Origin of the sequence: Bacteroides sp. LFL-34, assembly GCF_027257075.1 — a bacterium.
Classification (GTDB): domain Bacteria; phylum Bacteroidota; class Bacteroidia; order Bacteroidales; family Bacteroidaceae; genus Bacteroides; species Bacteroides ovatus.
This window is the reverse complement of sequence record NZ_JAPQKZ010000010.1, coordinates 103,893-129,529: the sequence shown is the minus strand read 5'-3', so window position 1 is coordinate 129,529 and position 25,637 is coordinate 103,893. Positions and strand designations below refer to the sequence as shown.

Below are 25,637 nucleotides of genomic sequence, written 5' to 3'. Positions count from 1 at the left end.
CATCCGTTCTTCAAATCGCCGAGCATCTTCTCCGAAAAGTATCGGAGTTTCCTTAATTGGTCTTGCCATACCTATACAACTCCTTTCTTTTGGTTTATACGCTACTAAAACAATTGAATAAATCAGGAAGTGCAAGTTATTACGAAGTTATCTTTTACTCACCAGCTTTATTTTGCATACGAAATAAAGTAAATAGCCTGTATTATTATTTTGTATATAGAACAAAAGACGTACCTTTGCTCTTGCAAGCAGAATATAAAATAAAAAAAGGATAACAACAGCAAACTATAAAAGCATCGAGAATCATGAACAAAAAAATTGACTTTAACGACGTCCCAAAAAATTATTTATACTGCACCTATAACAAATGTCCGCGCCGCAATGAATGCCTACGCCATCAAGCTACGCTCCGTATACCGCAAAACGTTCCTGATTTCCGAACAGTCAATCCCAACCACATAATAGGAAACGAGAATAACTGCAGTTTTTTCAAGCCATACCGTACTTCACGCTTTGCCTGCGGAATAGACCACATATTGGACAACATTCCATATTCTACGGCTGTCATCATCCGCAAAGAATTATATTCTTTGATGGGGCGCAGCATGTTTTACCGCATCCGCAACAAAGAACGGATGCTGCATCCTGACGAACAAAAGCAGATTATCGCTGTCTTTCTAAAACATGGTATCGAAAACAAACCTGAATTCGACCAATATATTGATTTATTCGATTGGTAAGACCTTTATCAGAAACACTATAAAACGGCGTTTCCGGATATTCTGACAAGGGACAATACTCACACCTATGAGAAAAAATACTCATACCAATGGGAATATATTCTCATAGGTATGAGTATTTTTTCTCATAAGGGTAAGTATCATTGAGAATCTTATCATATCTCCGACGAGAGTTGTCCCGCCGCTTTCAAATAAGCCACATAATTCACATACAATTGGAAATGGGCATCCACTTTCGTCTGATAAGCCTGCTGCCAAAGCACTTGTGCTTCCAGATAATCCGAAAGAGTTTCCAGTCCCACTTCATATTGCTTACCACTGACTTTCATATTCTCCTCTGCCTGTTCCAGCGAACGTTCGGAAAGCTCCGTTTCCAACCGGGCCTCATCCAGATTATTGGCAGCTTGCATCAACTCCAGCAACATCTTTTCATTGACATTTTCCTGTTCAAGACGAGCTTGTTCCAACTTCACTTTGGCAGACTTTACTTTATTGGTACGTTCGCCAAAATGAAACAGAGGGACAGAGACATTCAGGAATACGGAAAAAGCACCCTTTTTCATCAAAGTTTCATCATTGACTTCCAATCCGTGAAGATAATCATAACTACCTCTGACGCCGATACGCGGTAACAGTTCACTACGATTCAGCTTTACCTCCTGCTCGGCAATGGCTATTTGTTTGTTCAAGATTCCATATTCGGGACGGGCAGTTATGTCAGAGACCTGCACTTTCCACTCCTGCTCCACTTCCGGAAAATCATCGGATATATCAATCTGTGCTGTCAAAGGGCGGCCGATGTAATGACAAAGATTCATACTTGCAAGACGGAGGGCGTTATCAGCCTTTCGCAAAGAAAGTTCACTCTCGTTGAGCTTCACTTGCACTTTCAGTACATCATTTTGCGGTTTCATGCCATGCCGATGAGCACTCTTTACATTTTTGGAAAGTTCCGTCAGTAAGGCGTGATATTTTTCCGCTACTTTTTTCATCTCCTTGGCTTTCACTAACTGCACGTATGCTTTATCTGTATTCAGAATAACTTCCGAAGTAGTTAAAGCTTCGTTCAAATGTGCCATTTCCTTTCCCAATAGTGACATTTTATAGGCGGCACGGATTTTTCCTCCCATATAAAGAGGTTGCTCCACTTGTACACCGCCCGAGTAAACAGTTCCGACCTTATAGTCCAGATTCAGTCCGGGAAAATAAGCGAAACCGCTCGATACCAGTTCTCCGGTAGCAGGATTGGGCAAGAAAACCGGAAGGTTTCCTCCCGGAACTCCGAGACTTCCGTCCGCTGTGCTATAAATACCCGTTCCGTTGACTGTAAAATTAGGGAAGAAATTGGCTTTATAACTAAGAGACATCAATCGGGCTGCTTCCGTCTGCTTATTAGCGGCAGCCATATCCTTATTATATTTCAGTGCCATTTCACGGCATTGCGCCAGACTTAGTTTTTCTTGCGCGGCAAGAGAAACCGACAGGCCGAACAATACACCCGCTACACTAATGGCTACAAGAATTTCTTTTTTCATTTGTCTGTCTTTTTTATATGAAAGAATAATGCATACAAAATCGGGATAAAAAGCAACGTTATCAACGTGCCGAACAGCAACCCACCCATGATAGAAGCCGCCAACGAACCAAACATGGCATCCGGCAACAATGGAATCATTCCCAAAATCGTAGTCAGCGAAGCCATCATCACGGGACGGAGACGACTTTGCGAACTGTCTATCAATGCCGTCACAGGTTCTACTCCCTGATTAATCTGCAAAGTGATCTCATCCATCAATACAATACCATTCTTAATAATCATGCCGATCAATCCCAATGTACCGACGATAGCCACAAAGTTGAATGTCTTCCCGGTAAGCAGCATTACAGCAACAACACCGACAAATACCAGCGGAATAGTACAGAAGATGATAACCGGTTTCCGGTAATCTTTGAACAGCATGATTAGAATGGATATCATCAGAATGATAGCAAACGGGAAATTCTTGAACAGATATTGCATAGACTTTGTGCTGGCGTTCCTCTCGCCTTGCCATTGAAGCCGATATCCGTCAGGCAGCGGAATCTGTTCAATCTGCGTGGCAATGGATTGCCGCGCCTTCTCCGTTTCTACCCCCGGAACAGGAGAACATTGCACCCGTTGGCTACGCTGCCCGTTATAACGGGGAACCACCGGATCTTCCCACTTCACATCAATCCGCTTACTGATTTGTTTTAACGGAGTTGTTCCCATCAACGTTTCCACCAGTTCTTCTTTTGATAGTGTTCCTGTCTTCAGTTTCATCATCATTTCCTGTGTCAGCAAACCGTTCAGAGAAGGAAGAGACGAGAATATCTGCGTATTGCCCAGGTTTTCAATCGGATTTCCGTGTTCGTCCAGACAACGCAAGTAGATATTATCTTTGTGAATACCTTCGTAGAAAGACCCGATAGGGATGCCGCTGGTAGCGGTCAGTAGAGATAGGCTTACATCATTACGGCTCAATCCGATAGCACGTGCCGCAGGCTGGTCATATTCAATAGTCAGTACCGGAATTTGCGGTTCCCAGTCCGTGGTAATCAGGTAAACATCCGGGCAATTCTCCATAATCTTGCGGGCACTGTCTGCCAACTGATGCAAAACAGCAGGATCAGGACCGGTAAATTGCACTTCAATAGGATATTTCTTGAACATCAGATTGTAGCGGTTCATCTTTACGTAAGCATCCGGATAATGTTGTGAAAGATATTGTTGAATTTCCGCCATGTTATCCACCAAATCGTCCGGAGAGGTGAAGTCGATAATCAGTTCACCGTAAGATAAGGAAGGATTGGCTACGTTACGCACCAAGTTATAACGAGCAGGTGTACCACCGATAGAAGTAGTGACGTGTGTAACTTCCGGACGCTTTTTCAGGTAAACTTCGATTTCTTCCAAGTCACGTGCTACACGAGTGGAGTTAGTCCCTTCCGGCAATTTATATTCCATGTAAAGCTGATCGTAGACCATATCCGGGAAAAAGCCCTGCTTCATAAACCGATAACTGAAAGCCGAAAGCAATACCAAAGCAATCATTGTAAACACAAAACTCCAACGATGTGCCAGACTGAATTTCAATAATGAACGGAGCACAGCATAAATCTTTCCTTCATACACACGTTTTCCGGCAGCAGTAGTTGCCGCAGAGATTTCCGGATGCAAAATCCGGTCAGCCATCAACGGGACGTGCACCAAAGCCAGCACCCAACTAAGCAATAAGGAAACAGCGAGTACGATAAACAAATCGCGCGTATAAACGCCTGCCGTATCAGGAGACATAAAGATAGGAAGAAAAGCGATGATGGCAATCAGAGTAGCTCCCAGCAAAGGCATCGCTGTCTGCCGTCCGATGGCAGTCATTGCCTCCATCCGACTCTTTCCGGCTTTCAAATCTACCAAAATACCGTCGATGATAACAATCGCGTTATCCACCAGCATCCCCATCGCAAGCACGAACGAGGCCAATGAAACACGCTGCATCGTACCATCCATAAAATAAAGGAACAGGAAGGAACCGAATACCGTCACTACCAGGCTGATACCGATAATCACCCCGCTCTTGAATCCCATAGCAATCATCAGGATAACGACTACGATAATCACAGATTCTATCAGATTAAGAATGAACGTCCCTAACGAAGTGCCTACGCGTTCCGGCTGATAGAAAACCTTATGACACTCTACTCCTGCCGGAAGGCGTTCAGCCTTTAGTTGCTCCAGTTTCTTTTCCACTCGATGCCCCACTTTAATAATGTCGGCATCCGGAGAAGCAGCCACCATGATTCCTATCGCACGCTGGCGGTCATAAAACAATTCGTTGCGGGTAGGGTCTTCATAATCTTTCGCAATACGGGCAATGTCACTCAACCGCAACTGATCGGCATCATGTCCCTGAATCAGCATACGACCAATATCCTCTACCGTCTTAAACTTATCACTGACTGTCACCCGGATACGATTATCGCCATTATCATAATAACCAGTATAAGTAGTTTGGTTCTGTCCGTTCAATGTGGCTAGCACTTCGGCGGGTTTCACACCCAAGTTGGCCATCCGGTCTTGCAGGAGAGAGATGTTAATACATTCGGGACGTTTACCGTATAAGTCAACGCGCTCCACCCCATCCAGTTCACTGACTTCACGTTTCACCAGTTCTGAATAATCAGATAGTTCCCTGTCGGAAAGTCCGTCACCCGTCAAAGCGAAAAACATTCCGTAGACATTTCCAAAATCATCTTTTACAATAGAAGGGTTGGCACCTTCGGGAAGTTCTGCCTGTGCGTTCACCACTTTACGACGCAACAGATCCCAGCATTGTTCTACGTCCGTCTCTTTGACAGTCGTTTTCAGTTCTACCTGAATCAGGGAGAGATCGTTGTAGGAATAACTTTCCACATTATCTATATTCCCCATGGAGCGAATATTCTTCTCCAGTACATCCGTCACCTCTAATTCTACCTGATGCGCAGACGCACCGGGATAGGTGGTGACTACCATGGCAAGCTTTACCGTTATTTCTGGGTCTTCCAGTTTACTCATTTCATAACTGGAATAAGCTCCTCCTACAATCAGTACGGCAATCAGGAAGTAGATTAACTTCTTGTTCTCAAATGCCCATTTACTAATATCAATCATAGCAGTCCTCCCACATTGGTTTCAGCAGCCGGAAGAAGCGGTTCCACCTGTTCTCCCTCTTTTACATGATGCACCCCCGAAGCGACAACCAAATCACCGGGATTCGCTCCGTCTGAAGTAATCAGGCATCTGCCGTCGCTAAGCAGACGGGTTACTGTCACATCACAACGGCGAATAGCGTGACTGGAAGCATCATAAAGAAAGATACTCGTACGCCCGTTCTCACGAAGAATCGCTCCACCGGGAACCGACAGGTTACACACATCTCCTTCACTACATTCGATAGTTACCATTGTATTCATGCCGGGCGATGGAACTGCCTGTTTATCTTCTTTTTTCAGTTGAAGCCGCATAGTGTACAACTGATTGGCATTTGCCTTAGGGGTGACACTAATCAGTTCCAAAGCATATCTTTGATGAGGATAAATATCGAATGTACAATAGTAGCGGGTAAACTGCTGTCGACGAATATATTCCACTGCCGGAAGATTAATCTCCACCTCCGGGCTTCCCTCACTGATGATGGAAACGACGGGCATACCGGCAGCTACCGTCTCATGGGAATCAAAAAGACGTTTCTGCACATATCCGTTAAAAGGAGCATACAAACGGGTGTATGCCAACTGGTCTTTAGCATGGTTATATTTGGCGGTAATCTGTCTCAATCCGTACACGGCCTTATCGTTAGCATCCGGTGTTGTCACATTTTCCTTATAAAGTGCCATCACCCGTTCCGCCTCCGCTTTCACACTTTGATATTCTGCTTCTGCCGCATCCAGCTGAATCTGATAGTCTGTCGGATCTAATTCTGCCAATAATTGCCCTTTACGCACATAGGCACCGTCATTTACATGCATATACTGAATAGTACCACTCACCCGGAAAGACAGACTTATGTCCTGTGCCGCTTTCACTCGACCCGGAAACTGCAAAGCTATTTGTCTGTCGGCAGAAAGTACGGTATCAATCTTCACTGCCGGCTTACTGTCTGTGTTTTGTACACGTTGCCCACACGAAGTCAACAGAACTGCTAAAAATCCTGTTAATAAGAAGTCTAATCGTCTCATATTTTCACTTATTAGTTAGTTGCCACAAAAGTATCCCAAGCAAACATGAGGAGAAAGGTTGATTTAGACGAAACATTGTTCTATTTGTACGTTACCTAAGATAAAAAGCCGAAATAGTTTGCTATTTGTATTTATTTGTTTATTACTTTGTAAAGAAATTCATTTCAACGAAAAGGAATATGGAACCACTGATGCCATTCAAGTATGTTATAATATCTCCGGAAGATACTTCCATGAAAGAAGGATGCATTATTTCCGAATTCAACCAATGCGGACTTTTCCTCTGCCAGAAAGGACAGGCGGAAATCCTGTTGGGAGGTAGACCATATCAGATTAACAAAAGGAATCTTTTCATATATACAGCAGCCAACCTTCTACAGATACGCCAAAGAAGCGCAGACTTGGAAGGAATCATGATAGAGGTCGACCTGGATTATGTCATACCAATAGTAAACAAAGTAGCTAACTCGGAAAATTTGCTTTATTTGCGGGAAAATCCCTGCCTGTCGCTCTCTGAAGAGCAATATACATTTGTAGAGAACTTGCTCAAATCTGTAGAAAAACGAATTAACAGGGAGAATATTTGTAACAGTTCCCGACAGAAACAACATTTAACTTCTGAATTAATCAAATCCTGGGGACAGGTGATATGCTATGAGTTATTAAACATTTATTTCAGTAACGAACCCCAAACACCACTGCCACAGGATAAAAAGGATAAAATCTTCCAAAATTTCATGATTACCCTTTATCGATATTATCGTCAGGAACGTGATGTTACTTTTTATGCAGACAAGCAATGCTTGTCCGCCCGATATTTTTCTTCTGTCATCAAGGAGAAATCAGGGAGCAGTGCTTTGCAGTGGATCATACAGAATGTCATTACAGAAGCTAAATATCTGCTCGATAATACCGATTTAAGTATTAAGGAAATAACAACCAAACTCAACTTCCCCACACAATCATTCTTCGGGAAATATTTCAAGCAGTATGTCGGTATATCTCCTAAAGAATATCGGAACAAACTTATCAAACAGTAACTTTCTTAAACTGCCGGAACTGCCACCACAACATTCCTCCGGATATAAGACTAGCCGCCAAATCTGCCACAGGCATACTGGCCCAAACGCCCATTTGTCCATAATAGTGAGGTAGAATCAATAAACAGGGAACGAGAAATAACATCTGCCGCGTCAGCGACAAGAAAATGGCTTTACTTGCCATTCCAATACTCTGGAAGAAGTTGGAAGCTACCATCTGAAACCCAACAATCGGGTAGAAAAATACCACAATACGAAAACCTTTAGAAGCAATGCTGATTAACTCTTCGTCCGAAGTAAAGATGGAAGATACGATTTCCGGAATAAACATACCGATCAGAAAACCAATCGTTGTCACTACAGTTGCACAACAAATGGTTACTTTCAGTACTTCCGTCACACGAGGATAGAGCTTCGCACCAAAATTATATCCCGCAATGGGCTGCATCCCTTGGTTTAGTCCCAATACAATCATAATAAAGACAAAAACAATACGATTAACAATACCGAATGCACCGATCGCCAAATCACCTCCATGCTCTTTTAATCCCTGATTAATCAGAATCACAATAAAGCAAGACGCCATATTCATCAGAAAGGGAGACATACCAATAGCCAGCGAATCCAACACGATTTTCCGTTTCAAACGAAAAATCCCCTTTTTCAACCGTATCAGTTCATCTTTGCGGCAGAACAGATGAAGCTGCCAGACCAATGCAATCAACTGCGCACAAACCGTAGCCGTAGCCGCCCCACGGATTCCCCAGTCGAATACAAAAATAAACAATGGAGCAAGCAATACATTGATTATCACTGTCGTTATTGTTGCCATCATCGCTTTCTGCAGATGGCCCGAAGCACGGAGCACTGCATTCAGCCCCAGATATAAATGGGTAACCACATTTCCGAGCAAGATAACCTGCATAAATTCACGGGCATACTTCACCGTTTCATCGCTTCCTCCGAAAAAGTAAAGTATCGGATCGAGAAAAGGAAGAACGATTACCGTAAAAGAGATACCTATAATAAGGTTTAATACAAACACATTTCCCAAAACCTGCTGTGCGGTATCATAATCTTTCTGTCCTAGCTTCACCGAAATCAATGTAGCCGCACCGACACCGACCAACGAGCCGAAAGCCGCGGCAAGATTCATTAGCGGGAAAGTTAATGCCAACCCGGAAATAGCCATCGCACCTACCCCGTGACCGATAAAAATACTATCTACCATATTGTAAAGAGAAGACGCCGTCATGGCGATAATTGCCGGAATGGCATACTGCATTAAAAGCTTCCCAATCTTTTCCGTACCCAACGCAGTGGGTGTCTTTTGTCCTGTCATACCTATTAGTTTGAGACGGCAAAGATACAAAAAAGAGGTGGATTACAGGATATATGAGAAAAGTTTCGTATTTTTGCCTCCAAAATTGAGTTAATACGTAACGAAATGAATATATTAGAACTAAGTGAACAGGAAATCATTCGACGCAACAGCCTGAATGAGCTTCGTGCGATGGGTATTGATCCATACCCTGCAGCAGAGTATGTAACCAATGCTTTCTCTACAGATATTAAAGCTGAATTTAAAGACGACGAGGAGCCACGCCAAGTTTCCGTAGCCGGCCGTATCATGAGCCGCCGCGTGATGGGTAAAGCATCTTTCGTTGAATTGCAAGACTCTAAAGGTCGCATCCAGGTGTACATCACCCGCGATGATATCTGCCCGGGAGAAGACAAGGAACTGTACAACTCTGTATTCAAACGCCTGCTCGACTTAGGTGACTTTATCGGTATCGAAGGTTTCGTGTTCCGCACACAAATGGGTGAAATCAGTATCCATGCTAAGAAACTGACTGTACTTGCAAAGTCTATCAAACCGTTGCCTATCGTTAAATACAAAGACGGGGTAGCTTATGACTCTTTTGAAGATCCCGAACTCCGTTATCGCCAACGCTATGTGGACCTGGTAGTGAACGACGGTATCAAAGAAACATTCCTGAAACGTGCCACTGTTGTGAAAACATTGCGCAATGCTTTGGACGAAGCCGGTTACACGGAAGTGGAAACTCCCATCTTGCAATCTATTGCCGGTGGAGCAAGCGCACGACCGTTCATCACTCACCATAACTCACTGGACATGGATCTTTACCTGCGTATCGCAACAGAACTTTATCTGAAGCGACTGATCGTAGGTGGTTTTGAAGGTGTATATGAAATAGGTAAGAACTTCCGTAACGAGGGTATGGACAAAACCCATAACCCGGAGTTCACTTGTATGGAACTCTACGTACAATATAAGGATTACAACTGGATGATGAATTTCACCGAAAAGTTGTTGGAACGTATTTGTATCGCAGTAAACGGTAGCACAGAAACAGTGGTTGACGGAAAAACCATCAACTTCAAAGCTCCTTACCGCCGTCTGCCTATTCTGGACGCTATCAAAGAAAAGACAGGATATGACCTGAACGGCAAGAGCGAAGAGGAAATCCGCCAAGTCTGCAAAGAACTGAAGATGGAAGAAATCGACGAGACGATGGGTAAAGGCAAGCTGATTGATGAAATTTTCGGAGAATTCTGCGAAGGTACATATATCCAGCCGACTTTCATCACCGATTATCCGGTTGAAATGTCTCCGCTGACCAAGATGCACCGCTCTAAACCGGGACTGACCGAACGTTTCGAACTGATGGTGAACGGTAAAGAGCTGGCTAATGCCTACTCGGAATTGAACGATCCGCTGGATCAGGAAGAACGTTTCAAAGAACAAATGCGTTTGGCCGACAAGGGAGACGACGAAGCGATGATTATCGATCAGGACTTCCTGCGCGCTTTACAATACGGTATGCCTCCTACATCGGGTATCGGTATCGGTATCGACCGTCTGGTGATGTTAATGACCGGACAGACTACCATTCAGGAAGTATTGTTCTTCCCGCAAATGCGCCCGGAAAAAGTAGTGAAAAAAGACGCTGCTGCCAAATACATGGAATTGGGAATCGCAGAAGACTGGGTTCCGGTGATTCAAAAAGCCGGTTACAACACAGTTGCCGACATGAAAGATGTCAATCCGCAGAAGCTGCACCAGGACATCTGCGGCATTAACAAGAAATATAAATTAGAACTGACCAATCCGTCGGTAAACGACGTAACTGAGTGGATACAGAAAATTTAATAAGTTCTTCATCCAAATCCATACAAATGAAATTACCCGGCAAGATAGCGATAATGGGCGGAGGAAGTTGGGCTACAGCCATCGCAAAGATGTGTCTGGCCCAAGAGGACTCTATCAATTGGTACATGCGGCGAGACGACCGCATTGCCGATTTTAAACGATTAGGGCACAATCCGGCTTATCTGACAGGAGTGAAATTTGATACGAGACGCATCACTTTCAGTTCCAACATCAACGATGTTGTGAAAGAATCGGATACACTGATCTTCGTCACTCCCTCTCCTTATCTGAAGGCGCATCTGAAAAAGTTGAAAACCAAGATAAAAGATAAGTTTATCATCACCGCTATCAAAGGAATCGTACCCGATGACAACGTTATTGTATCGGAATACTTCACAAAAGAATATGGTGTGCCACCAGAAAACATAGCAGTCCTTGCAGGTCCCTGCCACGCAGAAGAAGTAGCTTTGGAGCGACTCTCCTACCTGACTATCGCCTGCCCTGATAAAGACAAGGCACGTATCTTCGCACGCCGTCTGGGAAGCAGTTTTATCAAAACATCTGTCAGTGATGACGTGGCGGGTATCGAATACAGTTCGGTGCTCAAAAACGTGTATGCCATTGCTGCCGGTATCTGTAGCGGACTGAAATATGGCGACAACTTCCAGGCTGTATTGATTTCTAACGCCATTCAGGAAATGAATCGTTTCCTGAACACGGTGCATCCGTTGAACAGAAACGTGGATGAATCTGTTTATCTGGGGGATTTATTGGTGACCGGCTACTCCAACTTTAGTCGTAACCGTACTTTCGGAACGATGATAGGTAAAGGGTATTCCGTGAAGAGTGCGCAAATTGAAATGGAAATGATTGCAGAGGGTTACTATGGTACGAAATGTATCAAAGAAATCAATAAGCATCATCATGTCAATATGCCGATACTGGACGCTGTGTATAACATCCTATACGAACGTATCTCACCAATGATCGAGATTAAATTGCTGACTGACTCTTTTAGATAATCTTTAAACAAGAACGATATGATTAGTTTAAACATTGAAAAGACATTTGGATTTATCTCCAAAGAAAAGGTTTTTGCTTACGAAGCTGAAGTAAAAGCCGCACAGGAAATGCTTGAAAAAGGTACAGGCAAAGGTAATGACTTTTTAGGATGGTTGCATTTGCCTTCTTCTATCACTAAAGAACACTTAGCCGACCTGAACGCTACAGCAAAAGTATTAAGAGATAACTGTGAAGTAGTAATCGTTGCCGGTATCGGTGGCAGCTATCTGGGTGCCCGTGCCGTAATCGAAGCTTTGTCTAACAGCTTCACTTGGCTGCAGGAAAAGAAAACGGCTCCTGTCATGATCTATGCAGGACACAATATCAGCGAAGATTATCTGTACGAACTGACTGAATATCTGAAAGATAAGAAATTCGGTGTCATCAATATTTCTAAATCAGGAACTACTACCGAAACTGCTCTTGCTTTCCGTTTGCTGAAAAAGCAATGTGAAGATCAGCGCGGTAAAGAAACTGCAAAGAAAGTAATCGTTGCTGTGACGGACGCTAAAAAAGGTGCTGCCCGTGTTACAGCTGACAAAGAAGGATATAAAACATTTATCATCCCTGACAACGTAGGCGGACGTTTCTCTGTACTGACTCCGGTTGGTTTGCTGCCTATCGCAGTAGCCGGATTTGATATCGACAAACTGGTTGCCGGTGCTGCCGATATGGAAAAAGTATGCGGATCGGACGTTGCATTTACTGAAAACCCGGCTGCTATTTATGCTGCTACCCGCAATGAGTTGTACAGGAATGGCAAGAAGATCGAAATCCTCGTTAACTTCTGCCCGAAACTGCACTATGTAAGCGAATGGTGGAAACAGCTTTACGGAGAATCGGAAGGAAAAGACAATAAGGGTATCTTCCCTGCATCGGTAGATTTCTCTACAGACCTTCATTCTATGGGTCAATGGATTCAGGAAGGCGAACGTTCTATCTTCGAAACTGTGATTTCAGTAGAGAAAGTTAACCACAAACTGGAAGTTCCTTCTGACGAAGCAAATCTGGACGGCTTGAACTTCTTAGCCGGCAAGCGTGTGGACGAAGTGAACAAGATGGCCGAACTGGGAACGCAGCTGGCTCACGTAGACGGTGGCGTACCTAATATGCGCATCGTACTTCCGGAATTGAGCGAATACAACATTGGTGGTCTGCTCTATTTCTTCGAAAAGGCTTGTGGTATCAGCGGTTATTTGTTGGGCGTGAACCCATTCAACCAACCGGGTGTGGAAGCATACAAAAAGAATATGTTTGCCTTGCTGGACAAACCGGGTTATGAAGAGGAATCCAAAGCAATCCGTGCAAAACTATAAATCAAGAACGTTTTATAAACGGTAAACTATAAACAATGAACGGTGAACAACTATGCTATATACATGGATTTGTTCACCGTTCATTATTATATTCAATTGATTGCAGTTTCCGATTGTACCGCTTATTGCCCGTTGTACCGTTTACTGCTCACCACTTCTACTTCTCATCTTCCACTTTCGTCTTCAAACCGATTTCTTCCTGTGCTCCTTCACATTCGGCTTTGGAAGAAAGATAGAACTCTAATTTCACATCACCGTTCTTATCTACCTGTTTAATGGTCGCAATCACCATAATTTTGGCTTTTGACACCCCATCCTTAAAACGAAGCTGTCCTTTTTCCACATCTGTCAGATTTCCCTCTGTAGATACTTCTGTTTGCTCATAAAAGAGTTTGGTATCCACTTCATCGTCATTCTGAAGTTTAAAGGTTTTCAGTTCTGCCCCATTTCCATCCAAAAGCAGAAAGGCTTTCACTTCATCTCCCACTTTCAAGGCGGGCAGTTCCTCCCTCTGATTCGCATAGTCTTTTTCATCGGAACTGGTATTTTCACCGTCCGATTCGATCTTCGCATAAAGCTTTTCTATCTTGATAACAGGACTTTCCCCACTATCAGAGCAGGCGCCTAAAAACAATGGTAGCAACAATAATACTCTCTTTTTCATGCTATCGTCGAGTTTATAACGTTACAAAAATACACATATTCTTCTAAACAGCAAATAATTATGTAGTTAATCGCTTGGGAGCGTCATTTGCAACTATCTTCCCTTTCTAACTTATCTCTCATTTTTTATCGTTATCTTTGCCTCGTATACAGTTGTAGATGAAGCGAATCAAACTTAAAAAACAAATAGAATGGCAGGAAATTTATTAAAGAAGTCCAGTGGACTCATGCTACTATGTAGCGTATCATTGCTAATGATAGTCATGACCGGTTGTCAGGAAGCCAAACTCAAAACTGTAATCGGGATAGCCAACAAACAGTGTCCGCTGGACATGGGAGAAGTCGGCAATATTACCAGTATCATCTACGACGGGGATAACGTAGTGTACACTCTCAACATGAACGAGGAAATTACCAATATTAAGATTTTGAAAGATAATCCGGAAAGCATGAAATCATCTATCAAAATGATGTTTCAGAATCCGGCTGCTGATGTAAAGGAAATGCTGAAATTGATGGCTAAGTGTAATTCCGGATTACACATGATATTTGTAGGGAATAAGTCGGGCGAACAAGCGGTTTGCGAACTTACTGCCGAAGAATTGAAAGAGGTTATCAATACAAATGCCGACCCGGCACAAAGCGGACAGACAAAGCTTGAAGCGCAACTGAAAATGGCGAATCTGCAATTTCCAATGCAGGCCAGTGAAGAAGTCGTTGTCGAAAAAATCGAAATCATAGGTGAATCGGTTGTTTATATATGCAGTGTGGACGAAGAGTTGTGTCCTATCAGCCAGATTGAAGAAAACGCAGCTGAAGTGAAAGAGGGTATTGTGTCAACGCTAGCAAGTCAGACCGATCCTGCCACCCAGATATTCATAAAAACCTGCGTGGAGAACAATAAAAATATTACCTACAGATATATCGGCAAGGATTCCGGGAAACAATACGATGTAGTTATTCCCGTGTCTGATCTGAAGAAAATGCTCATAAAAAATAAAATATCATCTTAAAAAGATTCCGCAACGTACAAAGTATGAAAAAGAAACTGAAAGCCGTCCTGTTTGACATGGACGGCGTACTCTTTGACTCTATGCCTTATCATTCGGAAGCCTGGCATAAAGTAATGAAATCTCATGGGCTCACTCTTAGTCGCGAAGAAGCATATATGCATGAAGGACGGACAGGAGCCTCTACAATCAATATTGTTTTTCAACGTGAATTGGGTAGAGAAGCCACACAGGAGGAGATAGAAAGTATCTATCAGGAGAAAAGTGTTTTGTTCAATTCATATCCCGAAGCAAAGCCTATGCCCGGTGCATGGGAGTTACTGCAAAAAGTGAAGAAGGACGGGCTGATTCCGATGGTGGTCACCGGCTCCGGTCAGTTATCCCTGCTCGAACGGCTGGAACACCACTATCCGGGAATGTTTCACAAAGAACTGATGGTTACAGCGTTCGATGTAAAATATGGCAAACCCAATCCCGAGCCGTATTTGATGGCTTTGAAAAAAGGAGGGATCAAAGCGGATGAAGCGGTTGTAGTAGAAAACGCTCCGTTAGGAGTGGAAGCCGGACACAACGCGGGTATTTTCACCATAGCAGTCAATACGGGTCCTTTGAACGGGCAAGTGTTGCTGGATGCCGGGGCTGATTTATTATTTCCATCCATGCAGGCACTTAATGACACCTGGGACATGATGACTGAAAATGACATCTAAAAGCTGAAAAGAAAATTTATTCTTCAAAACAGAAGAAAAATATTGAAAAGCAGGAATATAAATAGTATTTTTACGGGAGTTTAATTCGCTTAGATTCTATCTAAGCCAACGCAGATTCTACTATGCAAAAGTTATTATCTTTACCACCCAATTTGATCCATTGCTTCCACGAACTGGAAGAAGTTAACCATACCGATTGGTTTTGTACATCAGACCCCATAGGGAGCAAACTAGGCTCCGGCGGCGGAACCACATGGTTATTGCAAGCTTGCCATCAGGCATTCGCTCCACAAGAGTCTTTCAGCAACTGGATAGGACACGAAAAAAAAATATTGCTCCATGCAGGCGGACAAAGCCGTCGGCTACCCAGCTACGGCCCTTCCGGCAAAATATTAACTCCTATCCCGATCTTCAGTTGGGAAAGAGGACAAAAGCTGGGACAGAATCTGTTATCATTGCAGCTCCCGCTCTATGAAAGGATTATGAATCAGGCTCCGGCCGGTCTGAATACGCTGATTGCTAGCGGAGACGTATATATCCGTTCGGAAAAACCGCTTCAGGATATTCCGAACGCAGATGTAGTATGCTACGGGCTGTGGGTGAATCCTTCATTGGCAACTCATCATGGCGTGTTTGTTTCCGACCGGAAAAAACCGGAGGTGCTCGATTTCATGTTGCAGAAACCTTCTTTGGAAGAGTTGGAAGGATTGTCGAAAACTCATCTTTTCCTGATGGATATCGGCATCTGGATTTTGAGTGACCGCGCCATAGAAGTATTGATGAAACGGTCATTGAAAGAAGGTACGAAGGATATTACTTATTATGACTTATACTCGGACTATGGTTTGGCTTTGGGAGAGCATCCTAAAACGAAAGATGAAGAAATCAATCAGTTATCCGTAGCTATATTGCCGTTGCCAGGTGGAGAATTCTACCATTACGGCACAAGTCACGAACTGATTTCTTCTACTTTAGCCATACAGGACAAGGTACGGGACCAAAGAAGAATCATGCACCGGAAAGTAAAGCCAAATCCGGCTATCTTTATACAGAATTCCATCACACAAGTTTCTCTTTCTGCCGACAACGCCAATTTATGGATTGAGAATAGCCATGTGGGAAAAGAATGGAAATTAGGTTCCCGCCAGATTATTACAGGAGTTCCTGAAAACCAGTGGAGCATCAATTTGCCGGATGGGGTTTGCATCGACATTATTCCTATCGGTGAGAATGAGTTTGTTGCGCGTCCGTATGGATTGGATGATGTATTCAAAGGAGCGTTGGACAAAATAACGACTACTTACCTTAATGTTCCTTTTACCCGTTGGATGGAAGATAGAGGAATTACCTGGGAGGATATAAAAGGGCGTACAGATGATTTACAATCGGCATCCATCTTCCCCAAAGTGGCTTCTGTGGAAGATTTAGGCATATTAGTACGCTGGATGACCTCGGAGCCACAACTGGAAGAAGGGAAAAAACTTTGGTTGAAAGCAGAAAAAGTTTCTGCAGACGAAATATCCGCAAACGCCAACCTCAAGCGTCTTTACGAACAGCGCAATGCTTTCCGCAAGGAGAACTGGAAAGGATTGGCGGCCAATTATGAGAAGAGCGTATTCTATCAACTCGATTTGCTGGATGCCGCAAATGAATTTGTACGTTTCAATCTGGGCATGCCTGACGTCTTGAAAGAAGATGCTGCCCCCATGTTACGGATACACAACCGGATGCTTCGTGCACGTATCATGAAACTACATGAAGACAAGGATTGTGCCAAAGAGGAACAGGCAGCCTTTCAACTGCTTCGCGACGGTTTATTGGGGGTAATGAGCGAACGAAAGAGCCATCCCATACTCAACGTTTATTCCGATCAAATCGTATGGGGACGCAGTCCTGTGCGTATTGATGTGGCCGGAGGGTGGACGGACACACCTCCCTACTCTCTTTATTCAGGGGGAAGTGTTGTAAATCTTGCTATCGAACTAAACGGTCAACCACCGCTACAAGTATATGTGAAACCATGCAAGGAATATCACATCACTCTTCGCTCTATCGACATGGGTGCAATGGAAGTGATAAGGAATTACGAGGAACTGCAAGATTATAAAAAGGTAGGTTCTCCATTCTCTATTCCGAAAGCCGCCCTTACATTGGCGGGCTTTGCACCGGCATTCTCTACGGAATCTTATCCTTCTTTAGCTAAACAGCTGGAAGATTTCGGTTCAGGAATCGAAATTACTCTGCTGGCTGCTATTCCTGCGGGCTCTGGCTTGGGAACCAGTTCCATACTGGCATCTACCGTGCTCGGAGCAATCAATGATTTCTGCGGATTGGCTTGGGATAAAAATGATATATGTAGTTACACATTAGTATTAGAACAGCTCCTGACCACTGGAGGAGGTTGGCAAGATCAATATGGCGGTGTCTTTTCCGGTATTAAGTTGCTTCAATCCGAAGCTGGTTTCGAACAGAATCCATTAGTACGCTGGTTACCCGATCAGTTCTTTGTTCATCCTGATTACCGCGACTGTCATCTGTTATATTATACGGGAATTACTCGTACTGCTAAAAGTATTTTGGCAGAGATCGTCAGTTCCATGTTCCTCAATTCCGGTCCGCATCTAAGCTTGCTGGCCGAAATGAAAGCTCATGCAATGGATATGAGTGAAGCCATTTTACGAAGTAATTTCGAGAGTTTCGGTCGTTTGGTCGGCAAAACCTGGATACAGAACCAGGCATTAGACTGCGGAACCAATCCACCGGCAGTAGCAGCCATTATCGAAAAAATCAAGGATTACACCCTGGGATACAAACTCCCCGGTGCAGGTGGCGGAGGCTATTTATATATGGTAGCCAAAGACCCGCAAGCAGCCGGACAAATCCGACGGATACTGACGGAACAAGCCCCCAATCCTCGTGCTCGTTTTGTAGAAATGACTCTTTCTGATAAGGGACTTCAGGTTTCAAGAAGCTAAAGAGAAAGCGTTACCATATTGCCGGTCAATCATCCGGAACCATAAAAAACAAGCTTGGACAGATTCAAACGAAATGTCCAAGCTTTAATTTTTCAACGCCATAATGATCTGTTTTACATGTTGAGACTTGAAATAACTGTAAAGTAAATCATAATAATGATAAAAGCAATAGCTCCGATAATCAGCGCAACACTACCCCATTTCTTTTTTCTAGCTTCTTCCATTCTTATTTATATTTATTGGGATTAATATAATTTATCGTCAAATGTCTACATCTGGAAAGCTATGAACATACTACTACAGAATATCATTCCTTACTTTTTCATATCTACAAAGTTAGCATTTCTCACGAGAATCCTTTTATTTAAATCAACTTTTTCATTCTATTTAGGCTAAATTATGCAACTACATACAATAATAACTAACTAGGTTTGAGAAAATGCAAAGCAAAATACATGACTGACTATCTAAGGATTATGAATGTAAATATCAAGAATATGAAACACATTTATTTTACTCATTACCGCTTTTATATCACACAAAAACTGTACATTTGCACTATAAATAATATACTAGACTAAAAAAAGGATCAAAAACAAATAAAATATAAAGATGAAATTACTTAAACTATTATTCTTATCCGCCATCTTGCTATCCGCATGCAACAATGACTCGACAGACACTCCGGAAACAGGAGAGCCCAAACAGATTATCGTAGAAATGGCCTCCAATGATTTTACAGATGTCTCCGGCACATATACTCTTGAGAACAATAAAGAATACTGTACTCGGGAAGACGGAAAATATAAGATATTATTGGTCAAGAGTACATATATAAATAAGGAGGGAAAGGAAAAGGATATTCTTACCTATGGCATTCTGGATGTAGCAAATAAAAAATACATCTGCTATACAGCCAACATAGATGTAGCCCAAAGACTTGAAAGAGACTGGGAATTTTATAATCAAATAACTAATCCGGATTTTCCAGATGACCCAAATAGACGATTAGTTTGTAATTCTTATACAAAGAAAGACTAATAATAGAACCTCTTACGAGATAAAAGAAAGATTTCACTTTGATAGTCAACATATAACATTGGTTTCTTGGGAACAACAATAGACCAACAAAAATCAATTACAAGGGCTAAATCCTGCATTTAGTTTTAGTTATCCAAGGTATAAGAAAACAGAAATCCCTCAATAATCAACTGATTATCAAGGGATTTTTCTGTGACCCCGGTGCGGTCTAAGATATTCAATTAGCACAGATTTTGCAAAATGACATACATTTGATTATCAGCCAATAATAAAAAATAGTATTGGATAAAATCGAATATAGTTGTGCAATCTTGAGATTTCGTTGTGCAAAAATAGTATATTTGCACAACCGTAAAATGATAACTATATGGCAACAATAAAAGCATTTATTCGTTCAGACAAAAAGGATAACTTTGTTAATATACGATTTCGTTTATCCGACGGAAGAAAAATCCAGATGTTTCATACTTCTGAATTTTTAGTGCAACCTTCTATCTGGGACGAAAAGAAGGAACAATATAGAGCCAAAGCCATTATACCAATTCATTGCAAAACTAGAGAAGAATTATATAGAGACATAACTGAACGCAAAAATTTAATTTTGCGCTTATATACAGAATACAAGATAGAAACTAGCGAACAGTTAAATAAATATATAGATGAATATCTCAATCCGGATAAATATGATGTTAAAGAAGCAAATTCAAGCCTTTACAACAGATTTTCCCTATACATAGAACAATCATACAAAGACGGGATATTTGGTGAAGGCAGAAAAAAGCATTATGATGTTTTACTACGGGAAATTAATCGCTTCCTTATTATCAATAAAATAAGTAACATCACTCCGACTGATTTTAATAATGAGAAACTTATTTTATTCCGTGACTTTCTATTTAATGAATATATATTGGTAGAAAAATATAGAGGTCTATATGTAAATATGGATAATCGCAACATCCCAACGTCACCAAGAGGTCAAAATACAGTTGCAACTAAATTAAAAAAACTTCAAGCGTTCTTCAATGAACTAGAAAGCAATGACGAAATAGCTGTTTCACCATTTCGAAAGCTAGGGAAGCAACGCAAAACGATAATGATGAAAGAGCAATATGATGAACCTATATTTTTGACAAAAAACGAATTTATAAAAATACAAAACACCAATGTTCCTTCCTCTTTACAGGAGACAAAAGATGCTTTTATCCTACAATGTAGCTTAGGGTGCAGAGTTGGAGACTTTCAAGAATTATCATTCGAAAATATTAGCATCGAAGAGAATATACCATACATACATTATCTTCCAAGAAAAACAATAAAAGAGAATGACACTAGAATAGAAATAAAAACTCCATTAATGCGCTTTGCTTTAGAAATTATACAAAAATACAATTTTAATTTCCCGATCCTTCGTTATGTGTCTGGAGAACGTGGATATAATGACAAAATAAAAATATTATTAGAACATTGCGGCATAGAGCGTTTAACCCCTATTTTTAATGAATCTACCGGAAAGAATGAATATAGACCATTATATAAAATAGCAAGCAGTAAACTTGCCCGAAAAACCCATGTAGATATGATGAATAAAGTTCAAATTGATAAATATGCTGCAGGACTACATTCAAAAAATAGCAATGCTGTCAATAGATATACCAGTTTAAGCATTAAAGACCGTTTTGTTTTAATGTGTGCGGCTTTTGAATGTTCGGAATATAAAGTAGATGAACAACTAAATATCATTTAATATCAAAAAAGGTAGCTTATCCGACTACCTTCTCTATCTTCTCCCTAAACAATCTCAACTGGTCTACAGTCGGATAAAACGTAGGGTTCTCCCAGTTCCTCGAAATCACTGCTATCATCGAATCAAGGTATTTCCCGCAATCGAGAATCTTGGCGCATTTATCAAGCTGAAATTCCCCGGCCGGGTATCTCTTATTGTTGAGCATTTCTTTAGCCCAAGTTAGTAACTCGTTTATCGACTCGTGGTCGTATTTCTTTTCTTCTGCCATACTAATGTTAGTTTTCGACAAAGGTAATAAAAAAAGCCTTTGGTTAGGCATGTTCATTATCAAGCGAGGAACAAACGTAAGCCAAAGGCATAATCGTACGATAAAAACGCAACCGTTGGAACCTACCTCGTGAGCTACAAACACGTAGCCTTTCAGTTCGCAAGGGAGTACTTTCTACGCAAAGATATAAAAAATCCCGGCATATCTAATACACCGGGAGGATTCCATTTTAAAGAGGAATAAGCTATAATCGTCTTCTTAAATCTCTATTTACCATCTTTTTAAAAGGACGTTTTTCAACTCCAGACAAGTTCTTTGCATCATTTATTTCATTTACATTAGAATTTTTCTGTGCTCCCTTAATCTCTAGAGCAAGGTCTTTCACTGTCGAAAGCTTGTCCGTTTCTTTCTGTATATCCTTACATATTGCCTTTAATGGTTCAAAAGTCTTCTCTATTGCATTATATATATCAACAGACTTGCTTCGTATAAAAAATGCAAATACTACAAAATTTACATATGGCAGGAATAAAGTAATATAAACTGCAATATCATAATAAGGCACTAACAGGTACCTTGTTAAGATTTCACCCCAAATCCAAGTAGTAATTATTCCCAATAACAATATGATAGAAAATACATATATTGAACACTTTAATGAAGAATAATCAACCCATAATTTACATCTTTTCTTTTCACCAAAAATCCATGAAGAGACTGTGTATAAGAACGATAATAAAACAACTACAATCCAAAAGACCCTTATAGAGTTTGAATCAAATCCTGCAATAAATAATGAAACCAAAGAAAATAAGAATGTAAATAAACTCAAAGCTGAATAACTTTTTGAATTACATTTTTCTAAAACGTAGCTATTTAAAGAATTCTTCTTATCATTAATATCTTGCAAAGCTTTTTCTTTCTTCCTTTTCAATCCCTCTATCTTAAAACCTGCATCGCAACCATCAATACTAAAACTGCTTAACCCATCAATTGTATCTTCGTCAATAGCTTTTTTACATTCTAAAACAATTTTCTCAATACGTCCAAAATAATCGAATACTTTTTGGGCTATTAAACAAGTGTATTGCTTTGTATATTCAACAGCCACAAATGCGATAGTAAGTGTCGCGCCCATTTCTATAAAAGAAGTGAAATTATCTAATTCCATTTTATTACAAATTAAATATTTTCACTAGGTCAATAACTAGATTAGCAGGATCGTTAAATACTGTATCGAAAAAAGATACTAATTTCTCTGAATAATCAGAATCTGCCATATTACATATTGCAGTACGTTTTTCTATATCCGTTTCAATACGATAAGAACAACGATCTCCAATAGCTAAATGAGCTGACTTATCTTTATAAGCAATTTGTGTGGTTGTTGACTTTATTAAAATGTGATATTCCCCTAATGATTGATAATAAGCCAAACGTTTATATAAATTGTGATTTACAGCCTGTTCTTGTCGAAATTTATTTAATAATATATACAAATATCCTTTTTTCTCAATAAAATTACTTACAGATTCAATGTATTCTTTACTTCCTGTTACTTCGTTACATAAATTCCCTGCAAATATTCTAAACTCCGTACTAGAATGATCGAACATTTCTTGAAAAACAGACAACATTTTATCATTATCCGAATTAAGGAAAACTTTATTAATTTGCTGTTCTGCTAAATTATGAACAAAACATTTATAAGTATTCATAGAATTATATTATCTTTTTCGCAAATTAAACACATTAAGTCTGATTTTGCTCAAAAATAACGTTTTTTTTATCTTTTATTTGCTTAATATTGCAAAGTGGACATTACAATATCAATCGTGCACACAAAGATATAACCCTTGCAATAATCGCTAACGATTACCGGCCTTCTACTTTACCGGATAAACTTAGTGCTTAGTATTAATTAATGTATCATTTTGGCCTCCTTTCCTTTAAACCTTTTTTTCACTGGAAATTGTTATGTAAGTAAGACTTAAGCTTTTCATACCGGTAACGGTCTGCGAAGATAGTTACCGTTTTTTTTGAGGATATATTCCACAATCATGTTAACAATTCCACATATTTTCCACAGATACGCAATATGTTCATTCGTGTTCATACCATTGATATATAGCTAAATATAAACAAAAGCAGAATATGGCACACACTTTGCTTTATCATTTATAAAGATTGTAGCAAAACAGTTTCATAATGAATGAAGCCAAAATAGGATAACACATTTTGAATTTACATAGCCTATATGTCATAAGAAAATGGTAGAATAAACTTTTGTGAAAAATTGTACCTAAACTTTTCATATTACTTAAGGTGCCGTCTGGGAAGATAGCACCTTTTTCTCACCACATAAATAAGTTACAACTAACTCCAGCTCCTACGTACCAACCACCCGGATAACTATATCCTGCCTGTAAACCTAATCCCCAGCGTTTCTTCTTCTGTAAAGATGGAAAAGTAATAATTTTATTGTCTCTGTATATTTCCATAGAATCAAGACTAGGATTATATCCACTGACTATGACCCGGTAATCATCCGTTTTATACTCCTTGCTTGTTATTGGTATAAGTACCGGAACCGAATCGCCTTCTACGGTTCTATCGGTGGTGGTGTCTATCAGGATCGGTAAATATACCGTATCGGTACGCTTCGGAGTTTCTTTTACAGGTTTGGGTATTGTGTCTCTTATTGTATCCCGGATATGTACAGTATCTCCTTTTACATACACAGTTTGTGGATCGTGCGGATTACAACGCATCCACACGATCACGCCAAGCAACAGGCAGACTAGTATCCAAGGAAGGGATTTCATGCTACTTCAACATAAATGCCTACAAGATCCTTTAATGAACTGTAAACCGCCTGTCCGGTCGAACGGGTACACTTATAGGTAACGCCATCCTGCGAATAGTATTTCCCTTCAAATAATTCCATATTGTTGTTATACGGAATAGGATCGTCAATTGTTCCGGAAGCCGTTTCGTTGATTTCCTCATAGAGAGCTGCGGTGTCAATGCTGGGAGGTTGATTCTCCATGACTGTAGCAATGTTCTGACGAACCCGGTACAGTCCATCGTTGTACTGTACTTTCATCCCGGTTGTTAGTGACTTGCCTATGAACTCCATCCAATACGGGTACATAGACTTAACCTTCAATGCTTCATTGCCGGATTCGGTTACTGTTCCACTTAATACTTCGCTATAACTTTCGATGCGGATTGTCTTGGGGTAGACCAATGCGGAAAAATCACAGTCTATGGTTACCCCTGCATTGTACGCAAGACTTCCGGGCAAAACTACGGGTTCAAAATTCCCCTCACTTGTTGTCCGTTGAAGGATACTCACCCGACCGTAGTTGTCGCGTTCCAAATGGATGTTGAAATCAGAATTCACCTGAAATTCCGCATACCATACGCTACTGTTCTTTTTAAACTCCAAATTTATTGTTGCCATGATTGTTCCTCCTATTGATTAAAGTTTATAATAAATCCCATCCGGCTTCTATGTCAGCCATAACAGCCGGAACTCCATTCTCAACACGTGAGATGGCAGCAGCAAAAGCGCACATGGTTGCTTTGTCGTTGATGTCCGGAACGTATGTGTTCGGGACTTGCATTTCGCTACATACACGGCTGATATATCCGGCTGTATTATTCTCGTTCTCCGGTGCCCACCGGTGGATAAAATCTGCCACCGTCTGACAGCCATGTCTTTTACGGTAGTTTTGCAAGGTTCGGATAAGGGCACGGTAGCCCCATTTCATTTCTGTAAACTGGAAGAACGATTTGTCCTCCTGCTTTTCTCTCAATCCCTGCCATTTATCTTTTGTGATCCGGATATTGCCCGGATTATTATTTCTCAAACCTCTTGGTAAACTCATGCTTATTTCCTCCTATAATATCAATGTTAATATTCCCAACGCCAGACCTACGCAATCACAGATGATGTCTTTAATTGAGAACTCTGTTTTCTTGAAATACTTGTCGTACACTTCCTTCAGGACGAAGATCACGACGGTTATAATGATTGCTGACCACAGTGGCGTATATTTTGATAGCCACATAACTAAGTTCTGGCATACTATAATATGTGCCATGCCGTCTATTCCGATCTTGGATAGAAGCTTGCTGGCTAATGC

General features: G+C 41.1%; 22 protein-coding genes. 10 read left to right on the top strand and 12 right to left on the bottom strand.

Features of this window, described 5'->3' with window-relative positions:
* Nucleotides 1-305 precede the first annotated feature (305 nt).
* Nucleotides 306-740, top strand: coding sequence for a DUF6078 family protein (locus tag N5O98_RS08375; RefSeq protein WP_008776266.1), 435 nt, complete (start codon nucleotides 306-308; stop codon nucleotides 738-740).
* A 155-nt stretch (nucleotides 741-895) separates the two neighbouring features.
* Here N5O98_RS08375 and N5O98_RS08370 read toward each other — a convergent pair whose 3' ends face one another.
* Genes N5O98_RS08370 through N5O98_RS08360 form a run of 3 tightly spaced genes read right to left on the bottom strand, consistent with a single transcriptional unit; the run spans nucleotide 896 to nucleotide 6,479 of the window.
* Complete coding sequence (locus N5O98_RS08370; protein ID WP_022199249.1) at nucleotides 896-2,275, bottom strand: TolC family protein; 1,380 nt, start codon at nucleotides 2,273-2,275, stop codon at nucleotides 896-898.
* The gene (locus N5O98_RS08365; protein ID WP_118161211.1) at nucleotides 2,272-5,412 is read right to left on the bottom strand and encodes an efflux RND transporter permease subunit; all 3,141 of its coding nucleotides are present in this window, start codon (nucleotides 5,410-5,412) and stop codon (nucleotides 2,272-2,274) included. The genes N5O98_RS08370 and N5O98_RS08365 overlap by 4 nt, the downstream gene beginning before the upstream one ends.
* Complete coding sequence (locus N5O98_RS08360; RefSeq protein ID WP_008650182.1) at nucleotides 5,409-6,479, bottom strand: efflux RND transporter periplasmic adaptor subunit; 1,071 nt, start codon at nucleotides 6,477-6,479, stop codon at nucleotides 5,409-5,411. The genes N5O98_RS08365 and N5O98_RS08360 overlap by 4 nt, the downstream gene beginning before the upstream one ends.
* 179 nt (nucleotides 6,480-6,658) lie before the next feature.
* On the opposite strand from N5O98_RS08360, the gene N5O98_RS08355 reads away from it, so the two are divergent.
* The gene (locus N5O98_RS08355) at nucleotides 6,659-7,519 is read left to right on the top strand and encodes an AraC family transcriptional regulator (protein WP_008650181.1); all 861 of its coding nucleotides are present in this window, start codon (nucleotides 6,659-6,661) and stop codon (nucleotides 7,517-7,519) included.
* Here the strand turns inward: N5O98_RS08355 and N5O98_RS08350 are convergent.
* A complete protein-coding gene (locus N5O98_RS08350; RefSeq protein ID WP_032856310.1) occupies nucleotides 7,509-8,861 on the bottom strand; it encodes an MATE family efflux transporter in 1,353 nt (450 codons plus the stop codon). The two genes, N5O98_RS08355 and N5O98_RS08350, sit on opposite strands and share 11 nt — an antisense overlap.
* Before the next feature lie 105 nt (nucleotides 8,862-8,966).
* Between N5O98_RS08350 and lysS the strand changes: the two genes are divergently transcribed.
* From lysS to N5O98_RS08335, 3 genes are read left to right on the top strand one after another with little or no spacing between them, the layout of a single operon-like run.
* Nucleotides 8,967-10,694 (top strand): lysine--tRNA ligase, encoded by a 1,728-nt coding sequence (gene lysS / locus N5O98_RS08345; RefSeq protein ID WP_004306657.1) that lies wholly within the window; start codon nucleotides 8,967-8,969, stop codon nucleotides 10,692-10,694.
* Nucleotides 10,695-10,720: 26 nt separating this feature from the next.
* The gene (locus N5O98_RS08340) at nucleotides 10,721-11,716 is read left to right on the top strand and encodes an NAD(P)H-dependent glycerol-3-phosphate dehydrogenase (RefSeq protein WP_004299378.1); all 996 of its coding nucleotides are present in this window, start codon (nucleotides 10,721-10,723) and stop codon (nucleotides 11,714-11,716) included.
* Between the two features lie 18 nt (nucleotides 11,717-11,734).
* Entirely contained in the window at nucleotides 11,735-13,072 is a 1,338-nt protein-coding gene (locus N5O98_RS08335; protein ID WP_008650174.1) for a glucose-6-phosphate isomerase, read from the top strand.
* Nucleotides 13,073-13,229: 157 nt separating this feature from the next.
* On the opposite strand, the gene N5O98_RS08330 is transcribed toward N5O98_RS08335, so the two are convergent.
* Nucleotides 13,230-13,736 carry a DUF5035 domain-containing protein gene (locus tag N5O98_RS08330; protein WP_008650173.1) on the bottom strand — a complete coding sequence of 169 codons (507 nt, stop codon included), beginning with the start codon at nucleotides 13,734-13,736 and terminating at the stop codon, nucleotides 13,230-13,232.
* A 190-nt stretch (nucleotides 13,737-13,926) separates the two neighbouring features.
* On the opposite strand from N5O98_RS08330, the gene N5O98_RS08325 reads away from it, so the two are divergent.
* From N5O98_RS08325 to N5O98_RS08305, 5 genes are all read left to right on the top strand, one after another.
* A complete protein-coding gene (locus N5O98_RS08325; RefSeq protein WP_004306654.1) occupies nucleotides 13,927-14,748 on the top strand; it encodes a hypothetical protein in 822 nt (273 codons plus the stop codon).
* A 23-nt stretch (nucleotides 14,749-14,771) separates the two neighbouring features.
* On the top strand, nucleotides 14,772-15,455 hold the full coding sequence (locus N5O98_RS08320; protein WP_004312359.1) for an HAD family hydrolase: 684 nt from the start codon (nucleotides 14,772-14,774) through the stop codon (nucleotides 15,453-15,455).
* A gap of 122 nt (nucleotides 15,456-15,577) precedes the next feature.
* Nucleotides 15,578-18,430 (top strand): bifunctional fucokinase/fucose-1-phosphate guanylyltransferase, encoded by a 2,853-nt coding sequence (locus N5O98_RS08315; RefSeq protein WP_008650155.1) that lies wholly within the window; start codon nucleotides 15,578-15,580, stop codon nucleotides 18,428-18,430.
* Between the two features lie 612 nt (nucleotides 18,431-19,042).
* Nucleotides 19,043-19,471 carry a hypothetical protein gene (locus N5O98_RS08310; RefSeq protein WP_004326194.1) on the top strand — a complete coding sequence of 143 codons (429 nt, stop codon included), beginning with the start codon at nucleotides 19,043-19,045 and terminating at the stop codon, nucleotides 19,469-19,471.
* 367 nt (nucleotides 19,472-19,838) lie between these two features.
* A complete protein-coding gene (locus tag N5O98_RS08305; RefSeq protein WP_269495599.1) occupies nucleotides 19,839-21,218 on the top strand; it encodes an integrase in 1,380 nt (459 codons plus the stop codon).
* 16 nt (nucleotides 21,219-21,234) lie between these two features.
* Here the strand turns inward: N5O98_RS08305 and N5O98_RS08300 are convergent, their stop codons facing one another.
* The 7 genes from N5O98_RS08300 to N5O98_RS08270 form a co-directional block, all read right to left on the bottom strand.
* Entirely contained in the window at nucleotides 21,235-21,486 is a 252-nt protein-coding gene (locus tag N5O98_RS08300; protein WP_195664352.1) for a DUF6965 family protein, read from the bottom strand.
* 244 nt (nucleotides 21,487-21,730) lie between these two features.
* Nucleotides 21,731-22,657: a hypothetical protein gene (locus N5O98_RS08295; protein ID WP_195664353.1), complete on the bottom strand. Its 927-nt coding sequence runs from the start codon at nucleotides 22,655-22,657 to the stop codon at nucleotides 21,731-21,733.
* A gap of 4 nt (nucleotides 22,658-22,661) precedes the next feature.
* Complete coding sequence (locus N5O98_RS08290) at nucleotides 22,662-23,204, bottom strand: hypothetical protein (RefSeq protein ID WP_195664354.1); 543 nt, start codon at nucleotides 23,202-23,204, stop codon at nucleotides 22,662-22,664.
* A gap of 636 nt (nucleotides 23,205-23,840) precedes the next feature.
* Nucleotides 23,841-24,311, bottom strand: coding sequence for a DUF6808 domain-containing protein (locus tag N5O98_RS08285; protein WP_118161124.1), 471 nt, complete (start codon nucleotides 24,309-24,311; stop codon nucleotides 23,841-23,843).
* Nucleotides 24,308-24,952, bottom strand: a complete 645-nt coding sequence (locus tag N5O98_RS08280; protein WP_118161123.1) for a hypothetical protein — start codon at nucleotides 24,950-24,952, stop codon at nucleotides 24,308-24,310. Before N5O98_RS08280 ends, N5O98_RS08285 begins: the two co-directional genes overlap by 4 nt.
* Nucleotides 24,953-24,977: 25 nt before the next feature.
* Nucleotides 24,978-25,379: a structural protein P5 gene (locus N5O98_RS08275; RefSeq protein WP_117514104.1), complete on the bottom strand. Its 402-nt coding sequence runs from the start codon at nucleotides 25,377-25,379 to the stop codon at nucleotides 24,978-24,980.
* A 70-nt stretch (nucleotides 25,380-25,449) separates the two neighbouring features.
* Nucleotides 25,450-25,578 (bottom strand): hypothetical protein, encoded by a 129-nt coding sequence (locus N5O98_RS08270; protein ID WP_255421093.1) that lies wholly within the window; start codon nucleotides 25,576-25,578, stop codon nucleotides 25,450-25,452.
* Between the last annotated feature and the right edge of the window lie 59 nt (nucleotides 25,579-25,637).

What these genes read in the sequence shown, in the direction of transcription:
- N5O98_RS08375 (WP_008776266.1), top strand. Translation starts at nt 306, where the DNA reads ATGAACAAAAAAATTGACTTTAACGACGTCCCAAAAAATTATTTATAC.
- N5O98_RS08370 (WP_022199249.1), bottom strand. Translation starts at nt 2,275, where the DNA reads ATGAAAAAAGAAATTCTTGTAGCCATTAGTGTAGCGGGTGTATTGTTC.
- N5O98_RS08365 (WP_118161211.1), bottom strand. Translation starts at nt 5,412, where the DNA reads ATGATTGATATTAGTAAATGGGCATTTGAGAACAAGAAGTTAATCTAC.
- N5O98_RS08360 (WP_008650182.1), bottom strand. Translation starts at nt 6,479, where the DNA reads ATGAGACGATTAGACTTCTTATTAACAGGATTTTTAGCAGTTCTGTTG.
- N5O98_RS08355 (WP_008650181.1), top strand. Translation starts at nt 6,659, where the DNA reads ATGGAACCACTGATGCCATTCAAGTATGTTATAATATCTCCGGAAGAT.
- N5O98_RS08350 (WP_032856310.1), bottom strand. Translation starts at nt 8,861, where the DNA reads ATGACAGGACAAAAGACACCCACTGCGTTGGGTACGGAAAAGATTGGG.
- lysS (WP_004306657.1), top strand. Translation starts at nt 8,967, where the DNA reads ATGAATATATTAGAACTAAGTGAACAGGAAATCATTCGACGCAACAGC.
- N5O98_RS08340 (WP_004299378.1), top strand. Translation starts at nt 10,721, where the DNA reads ATGAAATTACCCGGCAAGATAGCGATAATGGGCGGAGGAAGTTGGGCT.
- N5O98_RS08335 (WP_008650174.1), top strand. Translation starts at nt 11,735, where the DNA reads ATGATTAGTTTAAACATTGAAAAGACATTTGGATTTATCTCCAAAGAA.
- N5O98_RS08330 (WP_008650173.1), bottom strand. Translation starts at nt 13,736, where the DNA reads ATGAAAAAGAGAGTATTATTGTTGCTACCATTGTTTTTAGGCGCCTGC.
- N5O98_RS08325 (WP_004306654.1), top strand. Translation starts at nt 13,927, where the DNA reads ATGGCAGGAAATTTATTAAAGAAGTCCAGTGGACTCATGCTACTATGT.
- N5O98_RS08320 (WP_004312359.1), top strand. Translation starts at nt 14,772, where the DNA reads ATGAAAAAGAAACTGAAAGCCGTCCTGTTTGACATGGACGGCGTACTC.
- N5O98_RS08315 (WP_008650155.1), top strand. Translation starts at nt 15,578, where the DNA reads ATGCAAAAGTTATTATCTTTACCACCCAATTTGATCCATTGCTTCCAC.
- N5O98_RS08310 (WP_004326194.1), top strand. Translation starts at nt 19,043, where the DNA reads ATGAAATTACTTAAACTATTATTCTTATCCGCCATCTTGCTATCCGCA.
- N5O98_RS08305 (WP_269495599.1), top strand. Translation starts at nt 19,839, where the DNA reads ATGGCAACAATAAAAGCATTTATTCGTTCAGACAAAAAGGATAACTTT.
- N5O98_RS08300 (WP_195664352.1), bottom strand. Translation starts at nt 21,486, where the DNA reads ATGGCAGAAGAAAAGAAATACGACCACGAGTCGATAAACGAGTTACTA.
- N5O98_RS08295 (WP_195664353.1), bottom strand. Translation starts at nt 22,657, where the DNA reads ATGGAATTAGATAATTTCACTTCTTTTATAGAAATGGGCGCGACACTT.
- N5O98_RS08290 (WP_195664354.1), bottom strand. Translation starts at nt 23,204, where the DNA reads ATGAATACTTATAAATGTTTTGTTCATAATTTAGCAGAACAGCAAATT.
- N5O98_RS08285 (WP_118161124.1), bottom strand. Translation starts at nt 24,311, where the DNA reads ATGAAATCCCTTCCTTGGATACTAGTCTGCCTGTTGCTTGGCGTGATC.
- N5O98_RS08280 (WP_118161123.1), bottom strand. Translation starts at nt 24,952, where the DNA reads ATGGCAACAATAAATTTGGAGTTTAAAAAGAACAGTAGCGTATGGTAT.
- N5O98_RS08275 (WP_117514104.1), bottom strand. Translation starts at nt 25,379, where the DNA reads ATGAGTTTACCAAGAGGTTTGAGAAATAATAATCCGGGCAATATCCGG.
- N5O98_RS08270 (WP_255421093.1), bottom strand. Translation starts at nt 25,578, where the DNA reads ATGCCAGAACTTAGTTATGTGGCTATCAAAATATACGCCACTGTGGTC.